This is a genomic window from Vibrio sp. RE86 (assembly GCF_013114545.1).
Taxonomy (GTDB): domain Bacteria; phylum Pseudomonadota; class Gammaproteobacteria; order Enterobacterales; family Vibrionaceae; genus Vibrio.
Genome location: NZ_VTXI01000001.1, coordinates 302,078 through 318,882, shown reverse-complemented (window position 1 = coordinate 318,882; position 16,805 = coordinate 302,078). Strand labels below are relative to the sequence as shown.

Below are 16,805 nucleotides of genomic sequence, written 5' to 3'. Positions count from 1 at the left end.
TATTGAATTTAGCAATTTGCCAATATTTGTGTAGAGAGCAATTACACCAAAGTGGCTCCTTTAAATGCACCAATTGGCGCAATTTTGTCTAGCTTAGCTAAGGTTTCTTTACTGAGTTCGACTTGCAGTGCCGCTAGGTTTTCATCAATACGTGAAGTTTTTCGGCTACCCGGGATAGGGATGATATTGTCACCTTGAGCCACCAGCCATGCCAGTGCAAGTTGAGCAGGAGTAATGTCATATTCCGCCGCAATAGCTTTGATCTCTTCTAAACGTTCTAGGTTACTTGTGAAATTGTCACCCTGCATTTTGGGGTTGTTATTGCGAAAATCGTTCGCATCGAGTTCTTTCACTTGTCCTGTTAGAAAACCCGCACCAAGTGGAGACCAACATACAAGCGCTGCTCCGATTTTGTTAACAGCAGGTAGAATGTCTTGTTCTGCCTCACGACGAAATAGCGAGTACTCATACTGCACCGCTGAAATTGGGTGAATGTCATTCGCTTGGAGCACTTGTTCTGCAGTCACGTTTGAAAGACCAATGGCCTTAACCTTACCCGCTTTGACCGCGTCTGCCATCGCTTGCACTGTCTCTTCCAATGGTACGTTTGGATCAAGGTAGTGAGCATAAAGAAGGTCGATTTGCTCCACGCCTAGGCGCTCTAGACTGTTATCAATCGCACGAGCAACATACTCTTTGGTACCGTTAATCGTTAACGGAAAGCCCCAGCCTGTATCCAGTTGGCTGCCTGATTGTTCTTCTTCAAATACGATACCGAACTTGGTTGCGATATAAGGTTGAATATTGGTTAGCTTGACTGCTTGTTTAATTAAATCTTCATTGTGACCAGCACCATAGGCGTCGGCAGTATCAATCATCATCCCTTGCTCAATTGCGTGAACCAAGGTGTTTACTGCGACTGAATCATCACTTTCGCCATAGTAACCTTCAAGGCCCATTGCACCGTAACCAATCTGTTTAACTGTGTGTAGGTTTGCGTTTGACATGTTCTTTCTCCCGTGGATTCTGGTTCTTTGCAGTTGGTCTGCTCGAATAACTTGGTAGTAAGAATAGCAATGCCTATCACATTGAGATTGAACATTGTTGCTTGATGATTAGTACATTATTGCCCAACGGACATCGGGGACTACGCTAGGTGTTTTATCCACTGCCCCGGCGTCACTCCGTATTGCTTTTTGAACGCTCGTGTAAAGTGAGATTGATCATTAAAACCCGACTGATGGCTAATATCCGCTATGTTGGCATCGCTGGTATTCAGCTTAAGTTTGGCCTGTTCTAAACGCATCGTCATTAGGTATTGATAAGGTGTAACCCCAACGAGCTTCTTAAATTCACGTAAAAAGTAGAATTTACTGCAAAAGAGCAAGTCAGCTAGGTCATCGACGGAAATTGGGCGGCTTATGTTATCCAAAATATACTGATCAATTTTTTCTACCTGACCGTGGTCGAACTTAGACCCTGTCTCTTGTTCGCTCTTGATATCGAGATAGTTTGAGTAATTTTGAATGTAATGATTGGATAAAAGAGACAATAGACTTTGCAAATAGGATGCGCCGTTACGTCCATTCGATTTAGTTTCAAGAATAAACAGATCCATAATCCCTTTTATCGTTGGATCGGATACGTTGTAGTTATTTAGAAACTGCAAATCCATTTTCTCGATGTTCAACGGGCAACTGTCCAGAAAAACCTTTTCCTCAATGGCCAGAATAACAAAATGACAAGGCTCTGAAATATCATGAGTAAATGGCGTATTTGGCGGATTTACCCAGATATCATCTTCCACCGCTTTGATTGAGGTTAAGCTGTCGCCACTGCCGACGTTCCAATTCAACTCTTTATCCAATGCGAGCGCGAAATAGAAGTAAGGGGTATAAACATTATTCGGATAGAAATGTGGCGAGCGGCCTTTCTCTAGAACGACACCTTGCCAGTTCAAGTCATGGTTGGAGAACTCAATACTAAGCACTTGACCACAGTCAGAAAGTGCATTGGTCTCATGGCTATAAAACATTAAGTTGGACTTCATTGTCTACCTACTTCAAAAAATCCTTTCTCAACATTTAACGTTAATTCGCTAGAAACTGCAAAGTAACCGCTCGAAAATTGACTCTATTTTTAAGCTGTTCTTGAGCCTAGAGAGTAAGAAGCTGTTCTACACTCATAACAGTGATTCGCTTTTGGGATTGACTATGAACACTAAGCTCACTTTGGCAGCGCTTGCAGCCACCTCTATCATCGCCAACCCCGTCTTTGCGGAAACAACGGGGATTGATTGGTATCAACAAGGGATAAAAGCCAAGTACTACCTCAAAGACCAAGACGCAAAGGAATACTTTTTACAAGCGGCATCAAGTGGACATGTCGAAGCGCAATATGAGTTGGCAATACTGTTACTCAACGAAGAGTTAATCCAAGAGCAGCCGCACATCCAAAGCATCCACTGGCTTACCCTTGCCGCAGAAAATCATCACCCGAAAGCCCAATACGAGCTCGCTTTGTTCTACATGGACGAATATGACAACCCTCAGGCAGAACAATTGACCCAGAAATGGATGTTAGCCGCCGCAGAGAATGCACATGAAGAAGCCATCAAATGGGTAGGTCAATAGATAGGCATTCGATGATACTGAACACCAAATCTGCTGCCCAAGTCTGTTGAATTTCCAATGAAAAGCGATACAATTCCCTCGCTATTTTAGCAAACGTTTAATTATTCTCAGGGCGGGGCGAAATTCCCCACCGGCGGTATTCCTTCTTGTTAAGGTGAGCCCGCGAGCGCTCGATTCGTCGAGGTCAGCAGATCTGGTGTAAACCCAGAGCCGACGGTTATAGTCCGGATGAGAGAGAATGAATAACACTACAGCGAGCCTGGCTTACCAAAGTCAGGAGCAGTGTAGTGCGTTTCGTTTTGGCTGGGGATTTTCCCAGTGCTCATGTATGCCCTGATTCTGGTGATATTTAGGAGTTAACCATGAATCAGTCATCTCTTCTTGCCGAATTCGGCGAACCAATCACTCGCGTAGAGAACGCACTACAAGCTCTAAAAGAGGGGCGTGGTGTACTGCTTCTTGACGATGAAGATCGTGAGAACGAGGGTGATATTATCTACTCAGTTGAGTCTCTAACGACAGAACAAATGGCGCTAATGATCCGTGAATGTAGCGGCATTGTGTGCTTATGCTTACCAGAGGAGCAAGCCGACCGCTTGGAGCTTAATCCAATGGTAGTAGACAATAACAGCGCGAATCAGACCGCTTTTACTGTCTCGATTGAAGCGAAAGTCGGCGTAACAACTGGTGTATCGGCACAAGACCGTGTAACCACAATCAAAACCGCCGCTAACCCGACAGCTGTTGCCTCGGATCTTGCTCGCCCAGGTCATGTATTTCCACTTCGAGCGCGCAAAGGTGGGGTAATGACTCGTCGTGGCCACACTGAAGGCACTATTGATTTAATGCAGATGGCGGGCCTACAACCTGCTGGAGTTCTATGTGAAGTGACCAACCCAGACGGTAGCATGGCTAAGACGCCTGAAATCGTTGCATTTGGTAAGTTGCACAATATGCCAGTATTGACCATTGAAGATATGGTGGCTTATCGCCAAGAGTTTGATTTGAAACTCGCCTAGTAAGATTAGCGCCAAGCCTTTACTCGCTCTCGCATAAAGGCTTGGCTTATTGATCAAGCTCGCTCTTTTTCTTCTACCCAATCTTGAAGCAGATTAAAGGGCATAGGTTTAGCAAAATAGTAGCCCTGAAGACACTGACAACCATAAGCCTTTAGCATCAAATGTTGTTCTTTAGTTTCAACCCCTTCCGCCACAACATGAATCTGATATGTCTCACTAATGGCCAAAATGGCTTTCACTAACGCATTACTTTGCGCATTCTCAACCATATTAGCAACAAAGCTCTTATCCACTTTCAGTTCATCAATAGACAGATGATTCAAATTACTTAACGACGAATAGCCCGTACCAAAATCGTCTAGAGAGATACTAAAGCCGTATGCTTTTAGGCGATCTAAAATGGGCACAACGCGCTTCATATCATGAATGAACAGGCTTTCCGTTACCTCCAAAGTAATACGGTTAGAATCAATCCCAATCTGTTCGGTCAACTTGGTAACTTGCTGGTAGAAACCATCGAGAAGAAGCTCTCGCGGGGACACATTAACTGAAAGCAGGAGTGCATTGGGACCGTTTGGTGATAGGGAGAGAATATCCCGACACGCGCGCTCAAAGATAAACGCACCGATTTTGGTGATCATGCCATTTTCTTCAGCAAGAGGAATGAACACATCTGGCCCAATAAAGCCGAGTTCGCGATTAGTCCAACGAATTAGCGCCTCTACCCCAACCAGTTTTTCACTTTGAGAGCACAACTGTGGTTGATAAAATACACTCAGCTCATTATTACATAACGCTCTCTTAAGCTGCTGCTCTACTCGATACTCATCTTGAATTTCTGCGTTAATCTGCGCATCAAAAAACAGCACACTGCCTTTGTTATTCTGCTTAGAACGGTAAAGAACGGTATCAGCACAAGTGATGAGTGTTTCTGGCTCTTGGCTGTCATTCGGATACATGCTGACGCCAATACTACAATCAACCGTTAACATTCGGCCATCAATCAAAAATGGTTGTGAAAAGACCCCTTTGATCACCTCTACTTTCGCCACTGCTTCTTGTTGACTGTTGAGTAGAGGAATACAAAAGATAAATTCGTCTCCGCCAAATCGAGCAACCGAATCATGCGTCTCTAACACGGATTCAAACTGACGGCTCAAACACTCTAGCAATTTGTCACCGACAGCGTGACCGTAGAGATCATTGACCTTTTTGAAGTCATCAAGATCCAAGAACACCACAGCCAATTGCTTATTTACTGCGCTCGAACGAGTAATGTTAGAGGCAAGAGATTCAACCAGTGCGCTTCGATTGGCAAGCCCAGTTAAAGGATCATGAAGTGCCATATACTGCATCTGATTCTTCGTGGTCTCTAACTGGCCAAAATCATCGTTGATGCGCTTTTGGAACTTAGCAAAGCGTTTCACAATTAACTGGCTAGCAAGGTAACTGACCGCAACCATAATCAAGATGGAAGTAACGCCCATTATGATCAGTCGCATTAAATGTTCAAAGCTACTCTGTTCTAACTCTTCTTGTCGTTCCGCGATAAACGTATTTATCTCATCCAGAGAAAACGACGATCCTATCGCCCACCCCCAAGGTGTAAAATCGCGAATAAAGGCAACCCCTGGCCCAATGTTATCTTTATTACTGTCTAAGGTGAGCGTGAAGTCGATGTATTCGCCCTGCTCCCCTAATGTCTGCAAGTCGTCGATTCGAGATTTTAGACGTGTACTAAGCTGACCTATATTCATTCCTACTAGCTTAGGGTTTTCATGGACAAGAAGCGTACCTTGCTCATCAATAATGAAGACTTTCTCATCTTTATTGCTTTGATACTCGAGCACCCAATCAATAAGCGACTGTTTAACATCGCTCTCCACATCAGCCACATATTCTCCAGTGCCGATAAACCAGTCATAAGGTTCAAAAGTTTTGCCAAACCCGATTTTTTCAAACTCTTGATCAATTGGGTAACCCGGCTTTTGATACCACCAGCGATAAAACGCTTCTCCACCGTTTTCTAGTATCAGGTTAATGTGGTTCCTTAGAATATAATTGCCTTTTATATCGACACTTTCCCATCCAGAGTTTCCCTCTAGGTGAGGATTCAACGCATGCATGACATTAATGCCATCCATTTGGAAAATGAAAAAGTAGCCGCGCTGGTTGTAAAAGCGGATAGGTTTGAGGGCGTCAGCAATCATCTTGGTGACTTCTGACTTAGACGCGTTTGGGTTGTTGTTGTAAATATTAGTGGCAATTTGATGAGCTTCAACCACCCGGGATTTCGCTTGATTCTTAAGCTCTTTGACGGTTCGAGATTGACGAAAGTCGATCTGCTTATAAACAAGTTCCACCTGATCTGAGATGACCGCTTTCTGATGCTCCATCATATCACTATGCAAAGCATCACGATTTAGCTGCGCTTTCTTCTTACTGTCATTCACCACAGCGATGGTAATTAAACTGGCAAAAACAGCCACTATTAAGGAAGGAACAAACCTGATCAGTAAGACCAGTTTTTGATCATTAATCACTCTCATCGTAAGGGTTCACCAATACCAACACTGACTAAAAGTATACCTGACCGCCCGATGGCTCAGGTTTTCTAGTTTAAAAGTTTAGAGGCTAGCTATTGTCAGTATCCCGAATAGAGAACTAGTTCTCATTATCTTGATGAATAATATTAAGTTTACTCAAAAACAAAACAGCTTCGAGAAGCTGCTTTATTTTTCGATGTCACAAGGTTATGCGTGTTATTGGACCTTTAAATAGATAACCAATGTCGTTCCAATATCTTCTTTAATTTTCAACTGGATACGCCCTTGTTGAGCAAGAGCGCACAATTTAGCGGAATAGGCTCCCAATCCAAGACCATCGATTTTTCCTTCAGTGGTGAACTTATTAAAGAACTGACCACGAATATTGATCGGCACCACACCTGGGTTATTAATTGAAATAACGATTTCATCCCCAACACGTTCAGAAGTGACTTTAACACTGCTCCCAATCGGCGCAGCTTCAATAGCGTTGTTAATTAGGTTTGAGTACATACTGTAGCTAAGTAGCTCGTCGCCAAGGTAGATATGCTGAGGATCCACATCAAGGTCAACCCTTACCCCCTTGTCTCGCGCTTTCTCCGCAAAACCTTCTATCACTCGTTGGATAACATTATCGGCCGTCACAGGCGTCAGTGGCTTTTCAAATTTCCCCTCTTCTAGATCCTTTAGAAAGTTGTGATTTTCGAGCATATCCGCCATCACTTGTGATGAATCTGTAATCATCGTGATTTCATTGTCTAACTCAGGGGCTTTCTCTTTCAGTGATGGAAGGCTAGTTAAGATCGCTGTGAGTGGGTTACGCAAGTCATGATAGAAGGTTTGGTCAGCTTCATCTCTTACACGAGCAGCTTCTAACAATCGGTCGAGTTGTTTAACCACTTTCTCTTTCTGAATGACAAGATTCATGTGAGTTTCGACGCGAGCACAAACAATTTCAGGAATAATAGGCTTCGTTATGTAATCGACCGCACCTAGCTTCAGCCCTTGAACAACATCATTGGTTTGCGACAACGCTGAAACAAAGATAATCGGGATGAATTCAGTATCAGGGTTTGATTTAAGCGCTTTACATACCGCAAGGCCATCCATCTCAGGCATCATGATGTCTAAAAGGATCAAATCAGGTTTGTCGATTTTTGAACAGATGTCCAATGCTTGAGCGCCACTGCGACAGACCTTGGTTTTGTAGTCTGTTTTAAGCAGTTCTCCCAACACTTGTAGATTTGTTGGTTCATCGTCGACGATAAGAATCGTGCGCCGTGGGTCTTTTTTCTCTTCTTGCTCTTCGGTCTTCTTCAAGCGGCTAACTGCTGAACTGGGAATAGGCGAGACAAACGCCTTATGAATGCGTTCACTCAGAGTCGCGACCGAAAAGGGTTTTATCAGGTATTCAGAAACCCCAGCTTCGATAGCTTCAATCACGTCACTTTGCTGTAAGTTACCCGTGAGCATGACGAAAGGAACGGTTTTATACGCTTCCATTTTTCGTACACGCTGGAGCAATTGGTACCCGTCCATTTTGGGCATCTTCCAATCAGAAACGATGATATCAACGATGTTATTTTCGAGTCGATATAAAGCTTCTTTACCATCTTTTGCTTTGAGGATGGTTTTAAATCCTAGAGACTCGAACGCACTATAGAGAGTTCGAGTAACCGCTTCAAAGTCATCAACAATCAAGACCGTCAAATCTTTATACTGAGACTCTTTCCCGACCAAGTTTATGTTTTGCATCCAATACGTCCTTGTTAAGCCAACTGCGTTATTATTTAGTTATCTGCGAATTCAACGGCGATCCGTTGGAACTCATCTGCAATTTGAACGAAGCAATCCACCATAAACGGATCAAAATGGGAACCTTTGCCGTCGACGATAATATCAACAGCGGTTTGGTGTGGAAGAGAAGGCTTGTAAACACGCTGGCTAATCAATGCATCATAAACATCAGCAATCGCCATGATGCGTGCAGAGACAGGGATATCTTCACCAGATAGGCCTTCTGGATAACCTGAACCGTCCCATTTTTCATGGTGGGAATAGGCAATCTCTTTAGCAAACACCAGGAAGTTATCAGCCGCATCCATTGACCCTTCAGCCGCTTCAATCGCCGCTTTTCCATATTCTGCATGACGTTTCATCTCTTCAAACTCTTCTTCGGTCAGCTTGCCCGGTTTAAGAAGAATACTGTCTACGATACCAACCTTACCGACGTCGTGGAGCGGTGCAGATTTAAACAAGGCCGTGATCGATTCAGGGGTTAGAAATGCTCGGTATTTATCAGATTTAGCAAGTTCTTGCGCCAACAGACGGACGTAGTGTTGAGTGCGGCGAATATGGTTCCCCGTTTCAGGGTCACGAGATTCCGCTAACGCGCCCATCGCCACCATTGCGACATCTTGGAGCTCGCCAAGCTGTTGAGTGCGCTCAACCACTTTGTCCTCTAAGGCTTCATTCTGTTTAGCAAGAAGATCCATCGAGGCCTTCAACAACAGATGGTTTTTTACACGCTCTTTCAAAATAGGAGGGCTAATTGGCTTGGTAATGTAATCAACGGCTCCAAGCGCCAGCCCTTTGGCCTCATCTTCCTCTTGAGATTTAGCTGTTAAGAAGATAACCGGAATGTTTTTTGTTTCTTCAGACGCTTTCAGCCTTTCACACACTTCATAGCCGTCCATCTCTGGCATCATTACGTCAAGTAGAATCAAATCAGGTTTACGTTTCGATATAATTTTTAGTGCAACCTCACCGCTCAATGCCGCTTGCACAAGGTAGTCGTCCGATAAAACTCCCTTTACAACTTCAATGTTCGTGACGGTATCATCTACCGCCAGAATGGTTGCTTTTTTATCTGGTTTCATTTTGCTACCTATTTATTCCGTCGTGTTAGTTTTCAACTCAGCGAGGATGTCCGCCCCAGTATCAAAGTCATAGTTACTTAACACTTCTCGGAGTCTTTCAAGTTGTATCACTACGCTTGGATCTAACGAGTGTTCTAAAAGTTCATCCAGTACATCCACCACTGTTGAATCGAACATATCAATTTGCTCTTCAATCGCCGCTAAGGAAGCTGATAAGTCTACGGTGGATACATCTGTACCCTCTTCTGGCGCTTTTGATTCAGCCAATAATTGCTTCACAAGGGGCAATGCTGACTCAAAATCAAACGAGCCTAGATGTTCATTAATTTTATTAGCCAATGCACTCTGCGCAGAAAAGTCTTTTAACTCTTGCAACTCATCAAAGGTGTCTGACGCGCTGCTATCAAAATCGTCAATTTGCGCAAGCAGTGTATTGGCGAGTAACTCGAAGCGCTGCACATCAAATTCATGCACCGATTTGGTTTCACTGCTATTCGCGAGAGCAGTGGATATAGCACTGTTCATCTGCCCCAAAAGGCTGCCGATCTCTTCTAGCTGAGCATCAAAATCAGTGAGATTTTCCACATCCCCACTCTCTTTCTTCGATACAAGGGCCTGTTCGAGTACGTCGCATGGTTCAATGAGGTAATCTGCACCAATATTTCCCGCGATACCTTTTAATGTATGAATGATAATTACGGCATTATCTAAATCTTTTTCTTCTAACGCTTGCTTTGTGCGGGCAACTGCATCTTTCTCGCTTTCGACCACTCGAGCTAACGTTTTCTTGTAAGCTTTCACATTACCTGCCATACGAGATAGCGCGGCAGGAGTATCAAAACCTTCTACATTAAATTCTTCTTGGCTAAGCACCTCTGCAGGCTCTAGCGTCAAACCTGTCGGCTTAACCCACTTAGCAAGCGTCTTATACACTTCTTGAGGATTGATTGGCTTGGCTAGGTGATCATTCATCCCAGCCTCTAGGCACCTTTCACGGTCACCCGACATCGCATTTGCGGTCATTGCGATAATAGGTAGCTCATCATGCTTACCTGATTGTCGAATAGCACGTGTTGCTTGGTAACCGTCCATCACTGGCATTTGAATATCCATTAATACCGCGTCGAACTCGGCTTGTTCTACCGCATCAACTGCCTCTTGACCGTTATCTGCCGTCGTTACATTTAAGCCCGCCATATTGAGCAGCTCGATGGCGATCTCTTGGTTTATCTCGTTATCTTCAACAAGCAAGATCTTCGCACCTACGATGCCTTGAGTGGCTGAGACATCAAGCTTATTTCCAGTCTGAGCTTGAACACGTTTGGTTTTGTTGCCCATCACTTTCATGACCGAATCAACCAAATTCGATGCACTCACGGGTTTGGTCAATGAATCATCTAGATGGATGTCTCGAGCCTTCTCTATCATTTCGTCACGATCGTAAGCCGTGACAATGACGTAATGCGGCTTGTGGCTAAGGCCAGATTCTTGAGTAATACATCGGCCAAGCTCAATGCCATCCATTGTCGGCATCTTCCAGTCAGCAAGTACTAACTTAAATGGGGAGCCTGACTGTTCTGCTTGAACAAGTTTCTCTATGGCTTCCGCCCCCGAAGAGGCAACATCTGCGTCAAATCCCACACTGCTACAGATGTTTAGCAAGATTTCACGAGCGGCAACGCTGTCATCCACAATAAGTACTGGCAGAGCTTCAAGCGACTTAGCAAAGTCGACTGAGTTATCCTTTTCAATCGACGAAATCGCAAACTTGGCAGTGAAAAAGAACTGACTGCCTTGACCACTTTCACTCTCTACCCAGATTTCTCCTCCCATCAACTCGGTCAGAGTTTTACTGATCGTCAGACCTAAGCCTGTACCACCGTACTTACGAGTCGTCGATGCGTCGGCTTGACTGAACGACTGGAACAATCGGCTTATCTGCTCTTGCGTCATACCAATACCGGTATCACGCACCGAGAACTGAACCATCACTTCATCTTGCTCACGCGACAGTTGTTCGGCTTTGATGATGATTTCGCCGCTGTCCGTGAATTTGACAGCATTATTGGTGAGGTTAAGCAGGATTTGTCCCAGACGTAATGGATCACCGACTAGGTCATTAGGCAGGTTTTGGTCTACATCAATAAGGAGTTCTATGCCCTTTTGCTGCACTTTATGCGCAACCACTTGTACTAAACCGTCAATCGAATCCTCTAAACTGAAGTCCGTATTTTCAAGATCGAGCTTACCTGCTTCAATTTTAGAGAAGTCCAAAATGTCATTGATGATGCCAAGTAATGACTCGGCTGAGGTTTGAATTTTATTGATGTAATCAGATTGTTTGCGGTTAAGATCCGTCTGCATCGCCAAATAGCTCATCCCTATGATGGCATTCATCGGCGTACGAATTTCATGGCTCATGTTGGCTAAGAAGTCGCTTTTTGCTTGCGTCGCCTCTTCTGCTTTTTGCTTAGCGAGCATAAGTTCACGTTCTGCTTCTTTACGCTCAGTGGCATCACGAACAATGGCCGTATACAGTGCGCCACCATCAAAGTTGGCTTCGCCAATCGCGACTTCAATATCTAGCTGAACACCATCCTTACGGTAGCCCGTTAGCTCAAACAACAGATTGCTGACATCGCCCATCTCTTTGTGTTCAAGGTAGTGCTGGTGGAAAGGTATATCCATCAACTTATCGACGGAGTTCTCTAACACTTCATCGGCTTGATAACCAAAAATATCCTCTGCTGCTGGGCTGAATTCCTTAATCACACCTTGTTCATCAACAGCTACGATCCCGTCAGATGCGTTATCAATAATGGTTCTTGTACGTGCAGAGTTCATTTCTAACTCAGCCGTTCGAGCTAACACCTGAGCTTCCAATTCCGCGTGTGAACGAGCCAAAGCGCGTGTCGCTCGAGTACCAATACGCAGCGTAAACATACTCGTGCCAAGCATTAGCACTAGTGCTAAACCGATCATCGACCAAACGGTGTATTTAAGAGTCGTGGTTAGTGCGTACGCCTCATCGAAATCAATTTCAGCGGCGATGCCAACTCCTAGCATTTCATCCCACACCCAGCTGCCAACAACAGGAACACCTCGGTAATCGTTGTAGCCAAATAGATTCGATCCTGACTGCTTGTCTGCGACACTTTTCGCCATGTCCGTCAACGGCCACTCTGGGTTAGCTGGCTGAGGATTATCAACAAGACTGACACCAGGGTTGGCGATTCGCACATTTAGCGACGCATCTTGCCCTTGGGTCAGCATACCGATCTCTTCTAATTGATTCTGGAAGCGAATCTTGGACAGCAGTAGCCCCGAACGATCGAGCGCATAGGTTTCACCACTACGACCAATAAAGCCCGCCGACAACACTGTTGAGAACACACCTTCAAAATTGACGCGCTTGGTCAGAACTGCAATCACCTGTCCCGATTCGTCAATAATTGGCACGGCGAAGAACATGGTTGGTGGTTTGGATTTGGTTTGATCATCACCTAAGTGAACATCAGAGCGAATCGGTGGGATGAAGACGCTTTGCTTATTAAACGCTGACTCCATCAAATCAGGGCGCTGCTTGTGAATCAAGTTTAGCTCCCCAAGGTTAGTATCGCGACGAGACGCCAAATTGACCTTTTCAGGCGAGATAACAAAAAAGCCAAATGAACCAGAGATACCTTTCCTTTCTTCAATAAAGTCGCGTAGCTCTTGTTGTACTTTGGCTTCTTTTAGCGCTTCCTTCATGGGCGCTACTGTCAGCAGCTCTTTCACCAGAGCGACCATCTCAGGGTTTTTACCTAACTGCTCTAGCGAGTTAATTTCAACATCTACCCACCCTGCCATTCGCTTGTGAGTGGAAGAGAGCAAAGTGTTAAGGCTGTATTCAATATTGCTTCGGCTCTGTCGATTACCATATTCGGTGATCAAACTACCAGTTATAACGAGGAAGACCGCCAACACCGCTTGCCCAATCAACAACGTTCGTTTGAAGCTTTTACTGCCAAACTTTTCGGCAAGCTCTTTGTCATTTGCTCGGAAAACGCGCGCGGTCACGATGAACAGTAGTAAAGCAACCACTACGACTACGCCTGCTACGCTCCAAAAGGTTCCCATGAAGCCTTCTGGCTCTTCCATGGTTGTCTGCATCGGTAGATCTTGGTTTTTTAACCAGTCATTACGAGTCAGGATGAGGTCTCTTAAGTTAAGGGAGTCCAACCCTTTTTGAAGAATCGTCGCGAGAATAGGAGTCTTGTTCGTGGACCATAAATGCAGTGTTGAAGGAGAAACAACATCTTCATTGATTGGGCGAAGAGAGGTGATGCTGTCTTTTGCCAATGAATCAAGTATCACGGTTTCAGCGTCTAGGACGGCATCCGCTTTTTCGTCCAGTACCAGCTGAATCGCCTCTTCGATACCACTGGTCTCAATCACCTTGATATTCGGATAGAGCTTTCTGATCTTTTCGATCGTGGTATAGCCCTTTGAAATAGCAATCGTCGACTCAGCAAGATCAGCACTCATTTGATATTGAGAGTCCTGATTACGAACAAAGAACAACTCTCGAACTAAGAAAAATGGCGTTGAGAAGTCCCCTGCCTTTTTTCGCTCATCATTCATGTAGGCGTGGGGAAGCAGGTCGATTTCACCGCGATAAAACTGTTGAAGGAGAACACTCCAATCGGCTTCAACCAGCTCTATCTTAAGACCTGTTTTTTCCATAATTTGTGCGACAATTTCGCCCGCCAAACCACCGATTTTTCCGTCTTCTGTTTTATGAAGCATCGGAGGCCAATGTTCTATACCCACTCGAACAGTATTATTTTCAATCCACTGCTGCTCTACCGTAGTCAATGACAGTGGATTTCCTTCCGCAGCGACCTTTGCCTTCTCTTCAATGCGCTTAGCCAGGTTTAATAGAACACCCATGTATTGGCTTTTGAAATGATGATATTCCTCACTATTAATGAGATCCATCGCGCCTTGACGATCACCTGATTTAACAAGATCGATTGCTCGCATCTCGATATCGACAAGCGAAAAGTTGACACTTTCTAGTTCAGCGACAACCGCAGCATCTTCTTCACTGTGAGCTGCAAGTAACGCATTGATTAAAGAGGTGAGTTTAGGTTCGAATTGGTAATAACGGTCCAGCCATTTTTCATCGCCGGAAAAAGCGTAACTCAGAACCGAAGACGTCAATACCTCATCGAGGTACTTCATCTCTACGGTGATGTTTCTGACTTGAGACTCTGTCAATTGACCTTGCAAAGAGGGAGGTAACCCATCGAAATCAGCTCGGGCATAAGGCAAGGTGAACAATGACATAATAAGAGCCATTGATATAAGGAGAGCAGAGAGTGACCGAGTCCATTGATCACTAATAATACGCTTCATATTGTATACGTCCTGTTTACTTATAGAATACAGCGTACAACGCTATAATATTCTAATCAAGACGCCATAGGCATTAATAATCTAATTGTCAGTAACTTTATTCTAAATTCAAAAAAATAGGACAAAACAGACAAAAATTGGCGAGCAGCTACTCAAAAAAACAACAGAATGGACGTACGAAATATGAGGTTAAGCAATAACGGAGACGGGCTTTGGGCAAGCTAGAGCGCTTGCCCGAGATTTTTAGTCTATAGATTGTATTTTGATAAATCTGGTCGGGTTGCTATCGCTTGTTCAACAAGAGCAATAACTTCGGCTCTCTCTTGACCTTTCAGCAACTGTCGTGGCGCTCTAACTTGCTCACTGCCTCGCCCACAAACTTGCTCAGCCAATTTAATGCACTGCACCAAGGTTGGAATGGTATCAAGTCGGAGCAAAGGCAGGAACCAACGGTAGATTTCTAACGCTTCTGCGTATCGACCTTGGCTCGCCAGCTTATAAATAGCCACTGATTCGGCTGGGAAGGCATTGGTTAAGCCAGAGATCCACCCTGTCGCACCTAACATTAAAGATTCCAACGCAATATCATCAACACCACTAAACACGGTAAAACGATCATCAAAGCGATTGTACAGCTCAGTAATACGGCGCGTATCCGTTGTCGATTCTTTGATCGCCACAATGTTTTCACACTCGGCCAGTTGCGCCATCATCTCTAGAGTCACATCGACACCATAAGAGACCGGGTTGTTGTAGATCATCATCGGCATGTCTGGGGTTGCTTGTGATAGCGTTCGGTAGTAGTCCACGGTCTCACTGTCAGAGGTGCGGTACACCATCGCAGGCATCACCATACAGCCATCGATTCCAATCTTTTTCGCATCTTGCATGTAGTCGACAGCAGCCGTGGTTATTGACTCTGCAGTCCCCGCAATCAGAGGAACACGCCCTGCAACGACCTCTTGCGCTGCTGCAAGTACCTGACGTTTTTCATCCGGATAGAGCGCGCAGTTTTCGCCAACGGTACCCAAACAGATGATGCCGTTCACGCCATCATTAATCTGATTGTCGATAACCGTTTGAGTCGCATCAAGGTCGATGCTTTGATCCGCTCTAAACTGAGTACTGACTGCTGGGTAAACGCCTTTCCAATCGATGTTCATCTTTTTACCTTCCATTTGTATATTGTATGCAATTTATCAAGACGGCAAAGTAAGCCGTCATTGTAGGGGTGTGTACTACTTTAAATAATTGATTTTTCGGATAATATGAACTTTACGGCCGCGAGATCCGCAAGTGCACTACCCACTGATTTGTAGAGCGTGATTTCTTGATCCGAGCATCGACCTAAATGAGATTCGCGGCAGAGCTCAGGGAGTTCCGCTTGTATATCATTAACGTCAAAGGCGCCCTCATCGATAGGGATAAGCAGATCGCCAGCCTCAGCGAGGACGTTTATTTTACTGTCAACAAACACTCTTGAACGCTCGATCGCTTTGCTATCACATTCACGTTTATCTTTATCGTGATTACCGATCAAATCGACATGCGTCCCTTGCTTGATACGTTCGCCGTTAAAAAGAGGAACATCAGACCCTGTTACACAAGAAATGATATCGACCTTATCGACGATCGAATCGATCTCCTTGACGACTTCCACCTGATATTGAGCGCTTGGGGGCAAAGATTGATACTCACGACTCGCTAAAATGGTTTGTGCAGTCTTTGATGCTTTCTCACTGTCGCGCCCCCAGATATAAACTTGCTTTAAAGGCCGAACAGCAGCGTAAGCATTCGCGATGTATGGAGCGAGATTGCCTGTACCACAAATCAATAAACTGGAAGCCTCTGGTCTTGCTAGATAATCCGCCGCCAGTGCCGAAGCCGCCGCAGTGCGCCAAAACGTTAAAACCTTGCCATCCAACAGCGCGAGCGGCTGACCATTAGTGCGGTCAAAAGCAAGGATCTTCGACGCAAGCGAATCTTTCCCCTCGATATAGTTATCTGGAAAGTAGGTGAATGCTTTTACGGTGATCAAAGAGTCACTCCACGCTGGCAGCAGCGCAAACGCATCATATCGACCTTCTTCTAATGGCATCACCCTGCGCTGGGGAGTCGTGGCTTGCTCTCGGTAAGTTTCACGCATCGACTCGATCAAGCCTGACATAGTCAGACATTCAACGACTTGCTGCGCCTCTAAATTGATCATGATTTTCCTTTTTAGGGTCATTTAAACGCTCGTGTTTGCAACAAGTTTGGCGACCTGTGCAGGAAACATTTAATTAACATATACGCCCTGAATATTTTATACAATATTAAATTTCAAAA

The 16,805-nt window shown here is 44.8% G+C and carries 10 protein-coding genes and 1 riboswitch; of the genes, 2 read left to right on the top strand and 8 right to left on the bottom strand.

Annotated elements, in window-relative coordinates:
* Positions 1-41: 41 nt before the first annotated feature.
* Together F0231_RS01465 and F0231_RS01460 are read right to left on the bottom strand one after the other, a co-directional pair.
* The gene (locus F0231_RS01465) at positions 42-1,007 is read right to left on the bottom strand and encodes an aldo/keto reductase (RefSeq protein WP_171757937.1); all 966 of its coding nucleotides are present in this window, start codon (positions 1,005-1,007) and stop codon (positions 42-44) included.
* Between the two features lie 140 nt (positions 1,008-1,147).
* Positions 1,148-2,050 carry a helix-turn-helix transcriptional regulator gene (locus F0231_RS01460; protein ID WP_171757936.1) on the bottom strand — a complete coding sequence of 301 codons (903 nt, stop codon included), beginning with the start codon at positions 2,048-2,050 and terminating at the stop codon, positions 1,148-1,150.
* Positions 2,051-2,213: 163 nt separating this feature from the next.
* Between F0231_RS01460 and F0231_RS01455 the strand changes: the two genes are divergently transcribed.
* Positions 2,214-2,633, top strand: coding sequence for a tetratricopeptide repeat protein (locus F0231_RS01455; protein WP_171757935.1), 420 nt, complete (start codon positions 2,214-2,216; stop codon positions 2,631-2,633).
* Positions 2,634-2,732: 99 nt separating this feature from the next.
* Positions 2,733-2,877: riboswitch (FMN riboswitch) on the top strand.
* 118 nt (positions 2,878-2,995) lie between these two features.
* A complete protein-coding gene (gene ribB / locus F0231_RS01450; protein WP_171757934.1) occupies positions 2,996-3,652 on the top strand; it encodes a 3,4-dihydroxy-2-butanone-4-phosphate synthase in 657 nt (218 codons plus the stop codon).
* Positions 3,653-3,705: 53 nt separating this feature from the next.
* On the opposite strand, the gene F0231_RS01445 is transcribed toward ribB, so the two are convergent.
* The 6 genes from F0231_RS01445 to F0231_RS01420 form a co-directional block, all read right to left on the bottom strand.
* Positions 3,706-6,201: an EAL domain-containing protein gene (locus F0231_RS01445; protein ID WP_171757933.1), complete on the bottom strand. Its 2,496-nt coding sequence runs from the start codon at positions 6,199-6,201 to the stop codon at positions 3,706-3,708.
* A 213-nt stretch (positions 6,202-6,414) separates the two neighbouring features.
* Positions 6,415-7,953, bottom strand: coding sequence for a response regulator (locus F0231_RS01440; RefSeq protein ID WP_171757932.1), 1,539 nt, complete (start codon positions 7,951-7,953; stop codon positions 6,415-6,417).
* A gap of 35 nt (positions 7,954-7,988) precedes the next feature.
* Positions 7,989-9,077 (bottom strand): two-component system response regulator, encoded by a 1,089-nt coding sequence (locus F0231_RS01435; RefSeq protein WP_171757931.1) that lies wholly within the window; start codon positions 9,075-9,077, stop codon positions 7,989-7,991.
* A 12-nt stretch (positions 9,078-9,089) separates the two neighbouring features.
* Positions 9,090-14,408, bottom strand: a complete 5,319-nt coding sequence (locus tag F0231_RS01430; protein ID WP_253825692.1) for a response regulator — start codon at positions 14,406-14,408, stop codon at positions 9,090-9,092.
* Positions 14,409-14,725: 317 nt separating this feature from the next.
* On the bottom strand, positions 14,726-15,640 hold the full coding sequence (locus F0231_RS01425) for a dihydrodipicolinate synthase family protein (protein WP_171757929.1): 915 nt from the start codon (positions 15,638-15,640) through the stop codon (positions 14,726-14,728).
* A gap of 80 nt (positions 15,641-15,720) precedes the next feature.
* Positions 15,721-16,686, bottom strand: a complete 966-nt coding sequence (locus F0231_RS01420) for an ornithine cyclodeaminase family protein (RefSeq protein WP_171757928.1) — start codon at positions 16,684-16,686, stop codon at positions 15,721-15,723.
* Positions 16,687-16,805 lie beyond the last annotated feature (119 nt).